Raw genomic sequence first — 17,461 nt, 5'->3', positions numbered from 1 at the left:
CCGTAGCACAACCACTAAAAATACTATACAGGATTGATTTCTGAAAGTCAATCTGTTTTTTAGTGGTAGTATTAGTTTATTCATATAAGCGTTAAATATTCGGAAACAAATATTGAATATAGTTGGAACAAATGATAGAATATGGTTGGGACAAAAGATGCGGAATAGTATTGTGAAGAAATAAGAATTGCAGGTGACAGAGGTGAACGTAGAAGCATACGATGTGGATTCGTTGAGAAAGATGGTTCGGATACTTGAATATGAGAACAGATTATTAAAAGATAAATTGAAGAAAGCAAGTATTCCATATGATGAGGTAAATCCTTTCGAAGAAAAAATAGAAAGTGCAGAAAAGTATGACCCGGATCAGGGGGAACGTATTGTGAATCCTTCGTTTATTTCAGAAGAGATGGCAATCCGTTTCTTTTCGATGTTTTGGGGAAGAGAAGATGTATATGCCAGACGAGGTAAGAACGGTGGTTATTTTCCCCAATGTGATAATCGTTGGAATGACAGGCTTTGCCCTAAGCAACGTAAAGAGAAGGTATTTTGTGATGAGTGTGAAAATACCAAATGGACAAGGCTGGATGTTAAAAAAATAATTGCTCATTTGTTGGGATTTAAGGAGGATGGTTCAGATGTAATCGGTGTATATCCTCTATTGCCAAATGGTACATGCAGATTTATTGTATTTGATTTTGATAACCATGAAAAAGGAGCGGAAGTTACCGATTTTGCCAATACGGATAATGAGTGGCATAAAGAAGTGGATGCTCTTAGAAAAATGTGTGAGCTTAATGGTATCAGACCTTTAGTTGAGAGATCCCGCTCCGGGAAAGGGGCACATGTATGGATTTTCTTTAAAAAGGCAATACCGGCGGCAACGGCAAGAAATTTCGGATTTCTCTTATTGGATAAAGGTTCAACTTCCATTAATCTGAAATCGTTTCATTATTATGACAGAATGTATCCTTCACAGGATGTGACAAGCAGTATAGGTAATTTGATTGCATTACCGTTACAGGGACAGGCACTAAAGAATGGAAATAGTGCTTTTGTAGATGAAAATTGGAATGCATATCCTGATCAATGGGATATTCTATTTAATAAAACGGAGAGGCTGGGCATAGAAGATATTGAACAATACATGGCAAAATGGCAGGGAGAATTAGCAGAAGCTAGAGGAATGCTTGCTAATATTGATAAAAACTCCAGACCGAAACCATGGAAAAAGAAGTGCGAGTTTTCTAAAGCTGATGTTGTGGGCAAGCTGCATATGGTATTGGGTAATGGAGTTTATATTGATACTTTGAATCTTATGCCAAGAATACAAAATCAGATTCGTAGTCTGGCAGCATTTGATAATCCGGAATTTTATAGAAATAAAAGGCTTGGATATTCAAATTACTACAATTTTAGTGCTGTGTATTTAGGAAAAGATATAGATGGGTACATACAGGTCCCGAGGGGACTGAGAGAGAAATTAATAGAAGAATGTGAAAAGGCAGGGATTTCTGTTGATGTTTCTGATCAGAGAGAAACAGGACATCCAATCCGAGTATCTTTTAAGGGAGATTTGCGAACGCAGCAGGAGCTGGCGGCAGAAAAATTACTGTCACACTCGGATGGTGTTCTGAGTGCGGCAACTGCATTTGGTAAGACGGTAGTATGTAGTTATCTTATTGCTGAGCGAAAAGTAAATACGCTTATCCTGTTACAAAGCAAAGACTTACTGAATCAGTGGGTCGATGAACTGAATAAGTTTTTGGAAATAAAAGAAGAACCACCGGAATATGAAACAAAAACAGGAAGAAAGAAAAAGAGAGACAGTGTGATAGGAATTTTGCACGGCAGTAAAAATACATTAACAGGTATCATAGATGTTGCAATGGTTGGTTCTATGTATAGCAGGGGAAAGTTTAATGAACGGATTAGTTCTTATGGAATGGTAATCATGGATGAATGCCATCACGCAGCTTCCAATACATCCATGGAATTATTACAGAAAATTAATGCAAAGTATGTGTATGGTGTTTCAGCTACACCAAAACGTGGTGACAGCCTTGACAGGATCATTTATATGTTGCTGGGTCCACTGAGACACAGGTTTACTGCGTTGGAGAGAGCGCAAGAGCAGGGAATCGGACATTATTTTGTCCCGAGATATACAAGAGTAGTCGATAATGCAGAAAGCAAGGATGATATCAATAAGGCATATAGTCTGATTAGTACCAGTCGGGTACGTAATGAGATGATTGTAAACGATGTGATAACTTGTGTTACAAGAAAACAGACCCCGGTAATTTTGACAAAGTTTAAGGAGCATGCAAAATTTTTATTTGATGCTTTGAAAGAGGAAGCAGATCATGTATTTCTTCTATATGGTGATAACTCCGATAAGGAAAATGCAGAAATACGAGTAAGGTTAAAGCAGGTTCCTGAAAATGAAACGCTTATTTTAGTTGCAACCGGTCAGAAGATAGGAGAAGGGTTTGACTTTCCAAGACTGGATGTATTAATGCTTGCAGCTCCTGTGTCTTTTGAAGGGCGTCTTGAACAGTATGTGGGAAGACTGAATAGAGATTATCCCGGAAAAGAAGCTGTTTATGTGTATGATTATATTGATTCTCATGTCCGCTTCTTTGATAAGATGTATGCAAAAAGGTTAAGAACATACAAAAAGACAGGATTTTCAATATGGACGGGAGAGTTGCAGTCTAAACAGATGATAAATGCAATATTCGATTCCGGAAATTACACTGAAAAGTTTGAGCAGGATATAGTGGAGGCAGAAAAAATGGTGGTAATTTCCAGCCCGGATATCAGACAGGACAAGATTGAACGATTCTTATTCCTGATGAAGGGAAGACAGGAAGCAGGCGTAAAGGTAACTATCATCACAACAGATCCGGAAGAGATTGTTTATGGAAGTTCGGATGTATGCCATGAGTTAATCAGAACAATGCAGCTGGTAGGAATGAATGTAGTAACAAAAACAGAAGTAGAAGAACGGTTTGCTGTCATTGATGATGAATTAGTATGGCATGGGGGCATGAATCTTCTTGGAAAAGTAGATGTTTGGGATAATTTAATGCGTATCAGGAATCATCAGGTTGCAGCGGAATTGTTGGAAATTGCACTGGGATATTTATCAGAAAAATAAGGAGATACTTATGAAAAAAAAGACAAAATGCTATATCTATATCCGTGTATCCACCACCATGCAGGTGGATGGTTACAGTCTGGATGCCCAGAGAGATAAACTGAGAAAATATGCTGAGTATCAGAACATGGAGATTGTACAGGAATTTGCAGATGAAGGAAAATCCGGTAAAAGCGTAGAAGGCAGACCAGAATTTCAGCGTATGTTGGACAATATTGAAGATGGTACGGACGAGGTACAGTTTGTGCTTGTATTTAAGCTTTCCCGTTTTGGACGTAATGCGGCAGATGTTTTGAATTCATTGCAGCGAATGCAGGACTTCGGCGTTAATCTGATCTGTGTAGAGGATGGCATTGACAGTTCTAAAGATAGCGGCAAGCTGATGATCTCTGTTTTGTCAGCGGTAGCAGAAATTGAGCGTGAAAATATTCTGGTGCAGACTATGGAAGGACGGAAGCAGAAGGCCAGAGAAGGAAAATGGAACGGTGGCTTTGCTCCCTATGGTTACAAACTGGTAAACGGAGAACTTCAGATTGCAGAGGACGAAGCAGAGGTAATTCGATTGATCTTTGATAAATTTATCCATACCAATATGGGAATGAGTGCGATTGCGTCATGGCTGAACCAGCATGGATATAAAAAGAAAAAGCGACAGAATAATACACTGGACGCATTTGCAACTTCATTCATCAAAGGTGTTCTGGATAATCCGATCTATTGTGGGAAACTGGCATTTGGTCGCAGAAAGAATGAAAAAGTTCCCGGAACAAGAAATGAATATCGGATTGTGAAGCAGGAAGAATATATGCTGAATGATGGCATCCATGAAGGTATCATTTCAGAAGAGGATTGGGAACTGGCACATCAGAAACGGCAGAAAACAGGAGTATCATACGAAAAGACCCATAGTTTAGATCATGAGCATATTTTATCCGGCATTTTGAAATGCCCTCTTTGTGGTAGCGGAATGTATGGGAATGTCAATCGGAAAAAAAGAAAAGACGGTACGGCATATAAGGACTATTTTTATTATGCCTGCAAGCATCGAAGGCTGGTGGATGGGCATAATTGCAGCTACCGCAAACAATGGAGTGAAGATAAGGTGAATGATGCGGTAGAGGAAGTAATCCGGAAACTTGTGCAGAATCCCAAATTTGAGGAGGCAATTATAAAGAAGATCGGTGCAAGGATTGACACGTCGGAAGTGGAAAAGGAAATTGAAGAACTGGAGAAACAGCACCGACAGCTGACCGGAGCAAAGAACAGGCTAGGACAGCAGATGGACAGCCTGGATATTACAGATCGATTCTATGAGAAAAAATATCAGGATATGGAGACAAGATTGTACCATCTTTATGATGAAATTGAGGGTGTGGAGAACAGTATCAGTGAGGTAAAGAACCGATTACTGAACATCAAACAGAAGAAAATTTCGGAAGATAACGTCTATCAATTCCTACTGTATTTTGATAAACTGTATGATAAGTTCACCGACTTGGAGAAAAAAGAGTTTTTAAGCAGTTTTGTAGAGCAGGTGGACATTTATGAGCAGGAGCAGCCGGATGGCAGATTCCTGAAGCACATTAAGTTCCGTTTTCCGGTGTATTTTAATGGTGCGGAAACAGAAGAACTTAGTTGGGACAATGAAAGTACCGTCGAGACGGTAGTATTGATGTCAAGGGTTGAAGGGAAATAGGCTCGAAAGCCCAGTAATACTGCGGTTTTCGGGCAATCGGGCAATTTTGGTATCTGGCAGACGAAACGCTTCTCGGTAACTTATCCAAGGGCAATCCGGCTCAAAAAGTGTGAGAGTTGAGTTGCCACGATAGATGTCACTATGTTGAGTTGCCAAGTTAGATGTCGGGTAGTTGTGGCTGTGAGATAGATGTCAGAGGAGGAGATAAGATGAAACATGGGAAAGCACCCGATCCGAATATGATCCATCCGATTGCAGGATATGATAAAGAAATCTATGTAAAGCCCACAATTCAGAATCCGAATATCACTGTCGGAGACTTTACCTATATTGCCGATTCGGAATTTGAGAGTCATGTGACGAACTTTTATCCATGGAGCAAGGATAAACTGATCATCGGGAAGTTCTGTCAGATTGCAACGGGCGTTGAGTTCATCATGAATGACGCCAATCACCAGATGAGCGCTGTATCCACATTCCCGTTTTATACGCTGGATGGATGGGATATGGAAGCGCCTTCAGCATCGGATATGCCGTTCAAGGGTAATACCGTAATTGGCAACGATGTGTGGATCGGGCAGAATGCAGTAATTCTTCCCGGAGTAAACATAGGGGACGGAGCAATCATTGGAGCTAACAGTGTTGTCGGCAGTAATATTGCTCCCTATACCATAGTGGCAGGAAATCCGGCAAAGGTCATAAGAAAACGATTTGATGAAGAATTGATCGATCTGATGCTTCGCTTCAAATGGTGGGATAAAAGCATCACAGAAATCAATGAGCTGATTCCTCTCCTGACGTGCAGCGATTTGGAAAAGGTTAGAGAGGAATTGAAGGCAAAACTATGATCATACTGATTACGGGCGCATCACACACCGGAAAAACGCTTCTTGCACAAAAGATGCTCGAAAAATACAACTATCCGTATCTGTCCATCGATCATCTGAAAATGGGACTGATCCGCAGCGGGAATACCGATCTTACGCCGGAGGACGATGATGAACTTATAGTTTATCTTTGGCCGATTATCCGAGAGATGATAAAAACAGCAATCGAGAATAATCAGAATCTCATTGTAGAAGGATGTTACATTCCATTTGGTTGGAGAAAGGATTTTGATGACAAGTATCTGGGAAACATTCGATTTATATGCCTTGCAATGACGGCTAAATACATTGATGTACATTTCGATGAGATAAAAGCACACGCTTCTGATATTGAATCAAGGTTTGAAGACGAGTATATTACGGTTCAGCAGCTGAGAGAAGATAATCAGGCGTACATCAGGGGCTGCTATGAGAATGGCGAGTCTGTAACTCTGATCGACGAGGATTATGAACAAGTAATAAAACTACTTTTGAAATGACCACCTCCATTTTTCAGACAGACCAAGGCTCCTCACTACCGGCAATTACGTCGGCGGCGAGGAGCCTTTTTATGCTTCGATGTCGATTGTGATCCCGGACTTGAATTCCACAGTGAAGTGGTCAGCGAAGACGGTGATCTTCTCGATGAGCTTTTTGACCAGAGCCTCATCAAACTCTGTGATATCGGTTTCCTGTCCGGCGATAAAGTCCTGCAGCTCCTTGATCCGGTTCATAGCTTCTTCCCGGTGGTGGCTGTCGACCTCGGACTGCTCCTTCTGGTCGCGGAGCCGGAAAATCTCGTCGGCGATGGCATCGTAGTCCTGCTTGTTGTTCGCCTTCTTGATGAGTTCCTTTTGCAGTTCCAAGAGCCTATTCTGAATGCCGTCCGGCGAGAGTGTATCAGCGTTGACCACGGCCTTGGCGATGTTTTGCTGTAAGGTTTTAAGAAACACGTCTCTCTCGGTGAGAATCTGATTGATGGCCTTGACCGTAACCTCCTGCAGCAGGAGCTCGTTAACCGTCCGGTTGGTACAGTTCTTTTCGGCGGAGGTGGGCTCCAAGCGGCTGATGCAGCGCCAGACGACGGATTTGCAGCCGTGATTATTCCAGTGGACGCGCCGATAAAGTTCACCGCAGTCTCCGCAGTAAACCATCTGTGCAAAGCAGTGATTGCAAGAGAAGCTGCGTTTCTTGCCTGTCGGGCTGACGTGTACTACCCGTCGGCGGACAAGTTCTGCCTGCACCTGCATGAAGAGCTCCTTTGGAATGATCGCTTCGTGGTCGCCCTCGACGTAGTATTGAGGAACGGTTCCGTTGTTCTTGATCCGCTTTTTCGTCAAGAAGTCTGTGGTATAGGTTTTTTGAAGCAGGGCGTCACCCATGTACTTCTCGTTGCGGAGAATCTTGTTGATGGTGCTGGTGTGCCATTTTGTCTTGCCAGCGCCGGTGAGGATGCCGTCAGCCATGAGCCCGTCTGCAATCTTATCCATACTGGAGCCTTCGAGGTATTCTCGGTAGATGCGCTTTACGATTTCTGCCTGCTCCGGATCAATAATCAGGTGCCCGTCGTCATCTTTGGTATATCCGAGGAAGCGATTGTGATTGACTTGCACCTTACCTTGCTGGTAGCGGTATTGAAGTCCCAGCTTGATGTTCTGGCTCATTGACTGGCTTTCCTGCTGGGCAAGGCTCGCCATGATCGTGATCAGCACCTCGCCTTTAGCGTCCAGCGTGTTGATGGCTTCCTTCTCAAAATAAACAGGTATGTTTTTGTCTTTCAGCTGTCGGATGTATTGGAGGCAGTCGAGAGTGTTTCGGGCAAATCGGCTGATGGACTTGGTGATGACCATGTCGATGTTACCGGCCATGCACTCGTCGATCATTCGGTTGAATTCGTCACGTTTTTTGGTGTTGGTACCGGAAATACCGTCGTCTGCAAATATGCCCGCAAGCTCCCATTCTGGATTCTTTTGAATGTACTCGGTGTAGTGTGTGACCTGAGCCTCGTAGCTTGTTTCCTGTTCTTCGGAATCTGTACTGACGCGGCAGTAGGCTGCAACACGGAGCTTTTTCTGATCTGATTGTTTTACCGTATTTCCGACCTGTCGTCTGGCCGGAATCACCATAACATTTCCCATTAGCTTACCTCGCTTTCAATGAGGCTGTAGAGGTATTCTGCCTGCAGCCTCGGATCTTCATAGTGTTGCTCTGCCGCCGCCATACGAAATCCTGTAGGAGGCGTTGCAGGTTTTGAGTTCTTTTTCCTGTTCAGCCTGCCCAGTTTCCCGGCGCGTTCAAGCCGGATTGCAGCAGCTTTATCGAAGGTTACCTGATCGATAATTGCCGGGTAAAAATCGTCTCCGAGGTAGTGCCTGTTTTCCATCAGGCGCTTTGCCGTGCCGTGGTAGGTTTCAATGCCAGCGGCGGCAGCAGCCTTGGCCAGAGCCATTCCGGAGAGGTAATTCTCGTAGAGCTTTCGTATTTTATCAGCCTCGTCCTCGTTAATCGTGGCGCAGCCGTTTTCTATGCTGTAACCGTAAGGTGTATGTCCCATGTTCTCACATCCTTTCTCGAAGCTTTAGACCGCATTTCAATTCAAAGCACACTTCATTTCTGGAGCGCACGATGATGCGGTTCACATATTCTTCAAACAGACCATCATCGAATTCCTGAGGTATCCCGCCTTTTTCTGTAAAGTGCAGAAGCGCTGTGGCTGCGGTAACCTTTGTTACATCTCCGGAAACAGCGTTTTTTAAGGCATTGATCTCATCACGGAAACTGTCCGCCTGAGAAAGCAGCTCGTTCGTCTCCTTGTTAAAAAGGATCGGGTCAATGATGCCCTGTGTCATGAGCTTTGTCAGAGTCTCGCGCTTTTCTGTATTCTGCGCCAATAAGGTCTGTATTTCCTGAATGCGCCGAAGCGAGTCGTCCGACGATGTGTTTTTCAGCGCGTCCACATATGGCTTTAGGATGATCCGGTGTGCGTAGACCAGCTTGTTCATCATGGTGATAAAAGCCTGCTTCAGATCATCGTCTTTTACAAAAAGCATATGGCATTTATCCTTATCCTTGATATGGGTATTGCAGCACCACGCAGCGTATTTGTATCCAATGCAGCTGTGAATCCGGCGCTTAAAAGTATCGCCGCACTCGCCGCAGATGATCTTGCCAGAGAAGGTGTAGCGGTTTTGGTATTTGTCGCTTCCTTTGACGACGCCTTTTTCCGTAGCTCGTTGGCGAATAAAAGCGTGAGCGGCTTCAAAATCCTCCCGGCTGATGATTGCCTCGTGATGATCCTTGACCATGTACTGCGTCTGCTCGCCGTGGTTGTTGTGCCGAACAAAGCGTGAATCCGAGTATGTTTTCTGGAAAAGGCAGTCGCCGACGTACTTTTCATTGGAAAGCATCCCGCGAATGGTTGTGGCCGTCCAGCGTCCGTTTCGCTTGGTAGGAATGCCACGCCGGTTTAGGTCGTCGGCAATGGCGTGGGTGCCTTTTCCGGAGAGCAGCGCTGCGAAGATTTCCTTTACCACAGCCGCCTGCTCCGGATTAATGATCATTTGCTCGCCATCCCAATCGTAGCCGTAGGGTGGATAGCTGACTTTATAGGTGCCGTTCTCGAAGCGTTTCTGGATTGCCCACTTGTTGTTTTCTGATATAGAAACAGACTCGCCTTCGGCCATGCTGGAGAGGATTGCAAGAAAAAGCTCGCTCTCCATTGAACCGGTGTTGATGTTTTCCTTCTCGAAATAGATGGGAATGTGCAGGGCTTGGAGCTTCCTGACCAGTTCCAAACAGTCTGTTGTGTTCCGGCTAAAGCGGCTGATGGATTTTGTGATTACAAAGTCCACCTTACCGGCCTTGCAGTCATCAATGAGTCGGAGCAGCTCCGGACGCTTGTCCTTCTTGGTGCCGGTAATGCCCTCATCGTAGTAGAGGCCTGCAAACTCCCAGTCATCACGCGATGTGATGTAATTTTCATAGTGGGTTTTCTGTGCATCAAGGCTCTCAAGCTGGGCATCAGAATCCGTAGAGATGCGGCAGTAGGCAGCTACCCTGATCTTCTTGAGCTTAACTTTCGAGTTCGCTGTTTCCGCGATTTTCGTGACTTTTTTCAAGGGAAGTCCCTCCTTTCCGTACGTCTATACATCACTCTAAAGCGACTACATATCAAGAGATTTTCGGCATTATTTCCGCGAACAAGGGAGAGAAAGTTTCTCGATTGATGGCGGTTAATTTGTTGAATTCAGCCACAGAGATCAGGCCGTCATCAAGCAATTTTTTTGCGATTTCCTGCGCCCGGCGATAGTCGAGATCGCCCTGAATCCGTTCCTGTGTGAAATATCCAGATTGAACTTTCGCATTTACGTTTGGCATAACATATCCACCTCCAGTTTCCACTGGAGATGAGCTGCAGTTTTGAGCGGAGGAAAATAAAAAAACCTGCGGGCATTCCGAAGAACACTCGCAGGCATACAGATTGGATATTCAGTTATTTCACTCTGATCTTCCAGCCGGTCAGAATGAGGTTGACGTTTTTGATGAGCGTCGGATTGAGCTTCTGGATTGCAGAAACCGTGGTGCCGTACTTCTTAGCAATCCCGGAGAGGGTATCGCCGCTTTTTACGGTGTAATAGACCGGAGCGGATTCCTGCTTTTTCACCAGAGCATTGACCTTGGCCTGAACGGCAGAATAGTCGTATCCGGCTACAGTCAGGCGTTCCTTGCGGTCAGTTCCGTTTCCCCATTTACCATCCAGCACCTCCTGCGCCAGCTCATCCACGGTCTTTGCCGAAGTGACCGGAGCGGGAGTAGCAGGCGCGTTGTCATCAGACGCAGCCTTTGTATAGCCATTAAAGCCGCCATTTTTGATGATGGTCGGATAATCCACATAGCCGTAGTCCAGATCCACGTTGCCGCTGATACCATCCACAGAGCCTTTGGAAGAATACTGCCAGATGCCGTAGTCGCCTTTATAGGAGCATTTGCTGGCATACTGCGCTACCCAGTGGGCGTAAGGTGTGAGCTTCGTGTCATCCATACGTTCTTTGAAGCCGGAAACAGCGGAGCCGTAAATGCCGACGAAATATCCGGCTGCTTCCAATGTCTCGCAGAAAGCGATGGTAGCCTCAGTGATACCTGCCTTAGCAGAAACAGGCTGCGCTTCGTTATCCATATAGACCGGGTATTCCAGCTGCTTGCCCTTCAGAATTCGCAGGAAGCGTTCAGCATCTGCTTTCCCGGCGGCAGCGGTGACGCAGTCCTTTCCGACAAAGTAGTAAGCGCCGATAGGTATATCGACGGCCTTCGCACCTTTGTAATTTGCTTCCCACCTACTGTCCGTATAAAAACCGGCATCGGAGCCACCAGCCTTGATGATGGCAAACTCGATACCGGCCTTTTTGACCTTGTTCCAGTCAATGGTTCCCTGCCAATGACTAACGTCGATTCCTTTTCTCGTCATGTTATTTTTCCTCCTCGCTTTCACGGTCGTGGAGCTGTTCCAAGACCTCCTTTAATTTTTCCGGTACCGGCAGGCCGAGATGTGCTGCGTTCTCCGTCAGAGATAGTCCTTCATTGGACAGGTAGAAAAAGATAATCGCCGTGCGGAGCACTCCCGGATGTCCGAGCACCTGAACATCAACGACGTTTCCGATGCCCACCAGCAGGAATATCAGCACCTTGCGGCAGATTCCCTTAAAGCCGACCTCGCTGGACAGCCTCTTGTCGGCAATGGCGCACATGACGCCGGTAAGGTAGTCACAGGCCACAAAGATCACCAGCGCTATCAAGAGCCCGTCGCAGCCACCAAGGAAATACCCAAGCCATCCTCCGACAGCGGCAAATACAAGTTGAATCGTGTTCCAGAATTCTTTCATGAGAAAATCCCTCCTTTGTGCAAAATAAAAGCCGCCTGCATTTTGCAGACAGCCTTGTGAACTGTATCCGTGTATGAAGTTATATCTGCTTTGGCAGTGCTTCCCAGAGCCGCATATCCTCTTGTCCCAGCGACCACATGGCAAAACCTCTCACTCCCCAGCGGTAGGCCGCTTCATTTGCCCAGTAAACAAGCGAATCCACGTCCTGATAGTAGAGGATGGAAAAGCCGTCTGCGTCTCCGAGGAAAAGCCTCGCTATCCATATATCGATGTCCTTCGGGGTGATGGTCACCGTATAATCGTTGCCACAGGTCAGGGAAAGTTCGTGGGAGTGGTAGAACTCATAATCCAGTGAAATGCTCTCGCTGCGTGTCGCTTCTTCCTCAACATCAGAGGTTAGAGTAAACACCTGAAATTCCGTATCCCATGTGGCATTCGACCGGCTGATCCTGCCATACTGTGTAATGGTTCCGTCTGGGAAAGTGACATCAAAGCGCTCGTAGGGCTCGTAAGTCCACGCATCGCCAAGACGAAGTAACTCGCAGACCGTTCGGTTATCTGACCGGTATCCGGCATAGCCTCCGGAAAAGCCGCTGACCGTTGCCGTGAAGCGCAGCGTATAGGAAGAACCGGAATAGACGCGCACCTTGTTCCCACGGATACGCATCTCGACCGTGTACATTGACGGATCAGTTCGAAGGGCACTGTTTGCTGTTCGTTCTATGGTCTGACTGTAGCTGCCAAGGAGCGTGTTGCCGTTATATAATTCAACGGCCTGCGTGTTGTAATTCAGACAGCAGAACATATCACCGCAGAATACTCCAGCCCTGCCACTTCCTGTCGCAGGGAAGGCCAGTCTTGCTCGCAGGTGAATATCGGAAAATCCGTCGTATCGCCATGCGAGCTTTCCGGAGCCATCAAGCTGGGAGTAGACGCGGCTTTCGGAATACTCATCCTCGCGCCATACCGTCCAAGAGCCTGAAAGGGTCGTATAGTAGTTTGTTTGCAGCACGCCATAATCTCGGAAGTCCTCATACCAGATAAGGGCGGAGTCCGGCTTTCGTCTCAGCATTTCGCAGGTGAGCTTGAAAGCCCTGTCCGGCTGGCACTCGTTGCCGTCCACATCGATAAAGTGGCGTGGAGAGAGCGTAAAGGACGCGCTACCCGCAGAGGGAGCCTCTGAAAAGCTGCTGCAAACGCGATAGCCGTAAAACTGCACGCCTTTTACATCAACTGAAATCTTGATGGTGTGGCTTCCTGACGAAAGAGAAATATTGCTGGCAAGCGTTGTCCAGAAGGTGCTTCTCCAATACGGCCACCAGAGCCTGCTTTCCGTAAAATGCGTTGTACTGCCATCAATCGAAACATAGATGCCATTCTTATCCCAGAAGGGATAACAGAGTCGGATCGCAATATCGTAGGTTCCGGCGCTTGAAACAGTAAAAGTGTAGGTCGCTTCTCCTGCATCGCCCAGCGTAGCCACACCGTTTTCGAACGATACAATGCCGGTGTAGGAGCTTGTCGTTCCATTCGCATCCACATAGATGGTGCCAAACTCAGTGTGTTGCTCTTTGCTGTAAGCCGTCAGGTAGTGTCGCCTGTTATAGGTTCCGTTCATCAGCGGATACTCATAGCTTGTGGCATCTCTGCCTTCCATGAAGTCGTAAACCTGTGGCAGCGCCCAAGGCACCATGTCGTAGTCATCCCAGTATGCGAGAATTGGAATGAAGGGCTGCGGAGGAGCATCGTCCGTGAAGTTATATTGTCCGGTCATCCAGTTCTTCGCCGCATAGTAGGTATTTGACGTGCCGCGATAGGTTTTACCGAGGTTTACGGGAAGATCGTAAATCTGCCAGTTCCAGCCGTATGCGGGAAGTCCGAAGAATATCTTCTCCGGGTTCATGACCGTGACAGCATAGTCGTAAATGCCTTCAAGCCAGTCCCTTGGAGAGACAGCACCGGGAGCAGAGCCCGCCCACGCCATACCATAACTCATGATGGCTGCTGTATCGCAGTAAGCGTTGAGGTCGCCATAAACGCACCAGTTCTCGCCGCCGACCGAACCGTTGATGGCATTCATGCCCGGAAGGCAGATGTTCATGAGCTTGCTGCTGTCATAGCTCTTTACCGTGTTATAGATATTCCGAAACATTGCCGTGGAGGCAGCGTGTGTGGAATAACCATCGCCTTTCTCAAGGTCAATATCGATGCCGTCGCACCACGGATATTTTTCCATAATGCGGACAATCTCCGAAAGGAAGGTATCCTGAGCGCCGTTTGTGTTATCCCGGAGAGCCGCAAAGATACTGTTTGTTCCATCGTTGGATATCGTCAGTAGCCATTTGATGTGCGGCCATCGGTTGATGTAGGTCAACATATCGGAAATTGCCACGCCGCTTTCCGTGATGACACCGGTGCGCGATACCTTAAAAGAAAAGAGACCTACCTGCGAGAGGCGGTCTCCATAGGCGGCAAGAGCCTGATACATTCTGGTATTGCCCATGAATGTCCAGACCATGCACTTGCGGCCTTTCAAATAATCATAGCTCACAGGGCATCACCTCCGTTCTGCATTTCCTGAAACTCCACATAGATGCGGGCAGACTTTTTATCCTCTACAGTAATTGGGTGCTTGCTGTCACCGGCAGCAGAGTATTGGAAAAAGCCGTCCTTGGCTGTTGCAGCACCGTTCTTCAGGCACTTCCTCGTAGAAGCGAAAAGGTCAAACTCGTCACCGGCAGCCGCCGCTGCTTTGAAAGTTGCTTTATGGGCACCTTCACCCAGCGCGAGCGAAACACTCCCGGCAGCCATTGCCTGAATCGGATAGACCTTGTAATCAAGACCGGCAGCAGTGGAACCGAGGTTATAGATAATGCAGGTCGCAGCAGAGCGGACGATGCCGTTATAAAACCTTTTTCCGGTTGTAGCATCATCGCCATCGTATTTTTCCAGAAGCGTTCCGGTGTTGATGGCGAAGCCTGTAACTTTGTCGCCTTCCTGTAGCATGAGGTCAGTAAACCAGACGGTACCGGTGCAGTCCGTGACAGTGGGCTTTACCGTGATGTTTACGACACGCTTATCCTGTTTCTTTGTAATTGTCTCTGCAAAGCGTGTAAACTCCGGCATTTATCCGTCCTCCGTCCATTGAATTTCTGAAACATGTCCTTCCCAGCCGGTTGCGATGGAGCCGCCCTGCAGGAGCATATCTGTGATATATACAGTACCGGTGCAGTCAGTCACGCATACCCGGATGGTGATTTTTGTTACGCGGCCATACTGAGGAGAGATGTCCTGTGCCACGTGTGTGAATGAAGCCATAGAGATCCCTCCTTCAAATCAAGTCTATAAATCGTGTTTCTGTTGTGCCGTCTTCGTATTCGAAGGTCACCTCAATACCCACCTGACCGCCAGTACCTTTTGCGAGATTTTCTGAGGCAATCTGTGCCGAAAAGGTATAACACTGCCGGTTGGCGGGTGTTATGGTTTGCGAGAGGCTCTTCGTGGTATTCAGAGCACCTTCGCATTTGAAGGAAGCCGTGCCGGATACACCATTATCCGCATCTACGTTAAAACCGGAGTTTTGCCAATAGGTAAGGCCGGAGTCTGCTCTGGAATTACGCAGGTGATTAAACGGCACAAGATCCTTCATTTCCTGACTGTCTATCAGATCAGTTGACTCCAGCGTATCGGCTGCACTGTCCCAGCGTGAGGAGGAATCACCCAGCTCCCGGAGGGTAGTGGAAAGCTCCAGCACCGTATTCCAAGGCTCCTGAAGGTTGTATTCCCTGCGGACGATTCTGGTCTTTACAGACAGGTTCAGATCGTCATCCTTCACCATAACAGTATCGCCCAGATCCCAAGTCTCATGCTCGTAGCCGGTCAGTACCGACAGATCCATCGCCTTTAGCACATATGAGATACGCGGAGAGGCATAGTCCGCAAGACGCATGTTGGCATATTCCAGCATCTGATACGGATTGGTAAAGTTCGAGCAATCCAGCGTAGCAATTCGTATTTCGGAAGTGTAGGTCGTGTCCTGCACATACTCGTTGCCGCCATTGATCGAAGCAAAGGTCATGCCGTCCTTGCCGTAGGCATAAAGCCTTGTAATCAGGTTGGTCGTATCAATGACGCGCTGGATGGATTTCATATTTTTCTTATAGCAGAACAGCACGCCGGAATCCTCACCGGAGAAGGTCAGGAGCTTCACGATCCTATTCGCGTTATCAAAAATCAGGTCGCCGCCGTGAATGTTCTGTACTGCCCGCAGAATCGCCAGTGCGTTTTTCTCAGAACAAGTCCAAGTACGCTTTGTAGAGACATTAACCGTGCCCACATCCCAGTCGGTGCCTTGCAGGGCATAAGCAATCGGAACATCAGCAGTGTCCGCGTTAAAGGTGATCTCATCCTTTTTTACAGAGTAGGCAAGATCATAGAATGCTGCCTCCGCATAGACCGTAGTGATGGCTTTGCCGCTTTCTTCCTTGTCGTCCGTAATGGTGCGGATGCGATAGGTGTCGCTGACAATGCGCACGTTTTTTTCGTTGTCGATATAGGCGCGTTTGCTGTCCTGAAACGGTAGCTTAAATTCCAGTTCATCCACGCCGTTGATCTCACTGGTCACGATGATGTCATAGGCGTTATCCAGCACTGCCTCCGCATTACCGTCCGAGTCCAGAACGACCGGCCTTGCATATCCAAGTTTGGTATATAGAGGCTTCGGATTATCGTATAGACTGATAGATGTCAGCGTAGGCGTCCTCGCTGTATTCGTGGTGGCGAGTGTGACGCGGTATTTGATGTATTTCTTTGCAGGAGATTCCAGCTCGCCGTTTGCGCCGACAGCCTGCCACTCTGTCCAAGTAGAGAGGTCATCTGAGGTAGCTGTTTCCACAAGTGCGATAGAAGTTTCTCCCGGAGAGTAATCTGCTTTCACAGAAACTCTGCCGTTCCCGATTACGCCACAATCTCTTGCTGCGGTAATGAGCTGGCCGTTTGACGGGTAGACTGAGTCAGTGGGGCGAAGCGTAACGACATCCGGTGTCGTCAGGCCGTCCACATCACCGGTCAGATCCGCTCCGTTTGCGGAGAGTGATTCCAGAAAATATTTTGCGAGGTCATCAGCTGTAAGATCAGAATCGCAGTCGAGGAACCAGTCATCAAAGCCGCCTGCATACCAGTAGGAGTCCGCGTGCATTCCCCAGATGAGGTCTGCCACACAGCTACGATTCAGCTCTCCGGTAAAGGTCAGCACACTTGACTGCCAAACCGTGCCGGAGCTCTTATCGCCAAGGATATACTGCGCCGTCTTTGCATTTGGCTTAATTACGCATGCAATAAAATACCAATAGCCGTTTAGCAGAGAGAACGAAGGTGATACCGATGTGTCAAGAATCAGAGAGCCGGAGGAGTTATACAGCATGATCCTTGGTTTTCCTCTGATCAGCGACAGATAGAAAATAGGCTGTCCGGAGCCATAGCGGGTATTCAGAATCGGAGTATAGGTATTACCGACTGAATATGTCGTAGGCTTCATCCAACCACCGATCACGATGGTTTCTCCGAGGCTTGAGAAGATGCTGCCGTCGTTCTCCACCTTTAGGTAGGTTTTCTCTGAAGAAGGATTATTGATGTTCAACTGGAAATAGCGACCGAAATTGCCTGTTTTCATATCAGCGGTGGTGCCGCTCCAGTTATGAATATAAGCCTTGCGATCCTTCCCGGAGGAATCTGCCAGATAATCATCTGCATCCGGCTCTGATTCGTTAAAGCGCCAGAGGCCGTCGGGAGCCCATGCAGCCGGGAACTCGCCGGTGAAGGCATCTTGGGTATTCAATATATTTTTAATAGCCATGCA

The 17,461-nt window shown here is 47.1% G+C and carries 14 protein-coding genes; 4 read left to right on the top strand and 10 right to left on the bottom strand.

Annotated elements, in window-relative coordinates:
* The first annotated feature begins 202 nt into the window (after positions 1-202).
* The 4 genes from ACESZH_RS00160 (at position 203) to ACESZH_RS00145 (ending at position 6,225) form a co-directional block, all read left to right on the top strand.
* Positions 203-3,163 (top strand): DEAD/DEAH box helicase family protein, encoded by a 2,961-nt coding sequence (locus ACESZH_RS00160; protein WP_373215954.1) that lies wholly within the window; start codon positions 203-205, stop codon positions 3,161-3,163.
* A 10-nt stretch (positions 3,164-3,173) separates the two neighbouring features.
* Positions 3,174-4,859 (top strand): recombinase family protein, encoded by a 1,686-nt coding sequence (locus tag ACESZH_RS00155; RefSeq protein WP_373215953.1) that lies wholly within the window; start codon positions 3,174-3,176, stop codon positions 4,857-4,859.
* Positions 4,860-5,068: 209 nt separating this feature from the next.
* A complete protein-coding gene (locus tag ACESZH_RS00150; RefSeq protein ID WP_373215952.1) occupies positions 5,069-5,707 on the top strand; it encodes a CatB-related O-acetyltransferase in 639 nt (212 codons plus the stop codon).
* On the top strand, positions 5,704-6,225 hold the full coding sequence (locus ACESZH_RS00145) for an adenylate kinase (protein ID WP_373215951.1): 522 nt from the start codon (positions 5,704-5,706) through the stop codon (positions 6,223-6,225). Before ACESZH_RS00150 ends, ACESZH_RS00145 begins: the two co-directional genes overlap by 4 nt.
* A gap of 69 nt (positions 6,226-6,294) precedes the next feature.
* On the opposite strand, the gene ACESZH_RS00140 is transcribed toward ACESZH_RS00145, so the two are convergent.
* From ACESZH_RS00140 to ACESZH_RS00095, 10 genes are all read right to left on the bottom strand, one after another.
* The gene (locus ACESZH_RS00140; RefSeq protein WP_373215950.1) at positions 6,295-7,863 is read right to left on the bottom strand and encodes a recombinase family protein; all 1,569 of its coding nucleotides are present in this window, start codon (positions 7,861-7,863) and stop codon (positions 6,295-6,297) included.
* On the bottom strand, positions 7,863-8,279 hold the full coding sequence (locus ACESZH_RS00135; protein WP_373215948.1) for an integrase: 417 nt from the start codon (positions 8,277-8,279) through the stop codon (positions 7,863-7,865). Before ACESZH_RS00135 ends, ACESZH_RS00140 begins: the two co-directional genes overlap by 1 nt.
* A 4-nt stretch (positions 8,280-8,283) precedes the next feature.
* The gene (locus ACESZH_RS00130) at positions 8,284-9,843 is read right to left on the bottom strand and encodes a recombinase family protein (protein WP_373215946.1); all 1,560 of its coding nucleotides are present in this window, start codon (positions 9,841-9,843) and stop codon (positions 8,284-8,286) included.
* Positions 9,844-9,895: 52 nt separating this feature from the next.
* Positions 9,896-10,102, bottom strand: a complete 207-nt coding sequence (locus tag ACESZH_RS00125; protein ID WP_373215945.1) for an SHOCT domain-containing protein — start codon at positions 10,100-10,102, stop codon at positions 9,896-9,898.
* 115 nt (positions 10,103-10,217) lie between these two features.
* Entirely contained in the window at positions 10,218-11,189 is a 972-nt protein-coding gene (locus ACESZH_RS00120; RefSeq protein WP_373215943.1) for a GH25 family lysozyme, read from the bottom strand.
* Position 11,190: 1 nt separating this feature from the next.
* Positions 11,191-11,604 (bottom strand): holin family protein, encoded by a 414-nt coding sequence (locus ACESZH_RS00115; protein ID WP_373215941.1) that lies wholly within the window; start codon positions 11,602-11,604, stop codon positions 11,191-11,193.
* 79 nt (positions 11,605-11,683) lie between these two features.
* Complete coding sequence (locus ACESZH_RS00110; RefSeq protein WP_373215940.1) at positions 11,684-14,122, bottom strand: glycosyl hydrolase family 18 protein; 2,439 nt, start codon at positions 14,120-14,122, stop codon at positions 11,684-11,686.
* A gap of 29 nt (positions 14,123-14,151) precedes the next feature.
* Positions 14,152-14,730 (bottom strand): hypothetical protein, encoded by a 579-nt coding sequence (locus ACESZH_RS00105; RefSeq protein ID WP_373215938.1) that lies wholly within the window; start codon positions 14,728-14,730, stop codon positions 14,152-14,154.
* Complete coding sequence (locus ACESZH_RS00100; protein ID WP_373215937.1) at positions 14,731-14,922, bottom strand: hypothetical protein; 192 nt, start codon at positions 14,920-14,922, stop codon at positions 14,731-14,733. It lies immediately after the preceding gene.
* A gap of 13 nt (positions 14,923-14,935) precedes the next feature.
* The gene (locus tag ACESZH_RS00095) at positions 14,936-17,458 is read right to left on the bottom strand and encodes a phage tail spike protein (protein ID WP_373215935.1); all 2,523 of its coding nucleotides are present in this window, start codon (positions 17,456-17,458) and stop codon (positions 14,936-14,938) included.
* Positions 17,459-17,461: the final 3 nt, after the last annotated feature.

Source organism: Ruminococcus sp. 5_1_39BFAA, from assembly GCF_964240875.1.
Lineage (GTDB): Bacteria > Bacillota > Clostridia > Lachnospirales > Lachnospiraceae > Blautia_A.
Note: the sequence above shows the minus strand (reverse complement) of the source record. Positions and strands in the feature narration are given on the sequence as shown.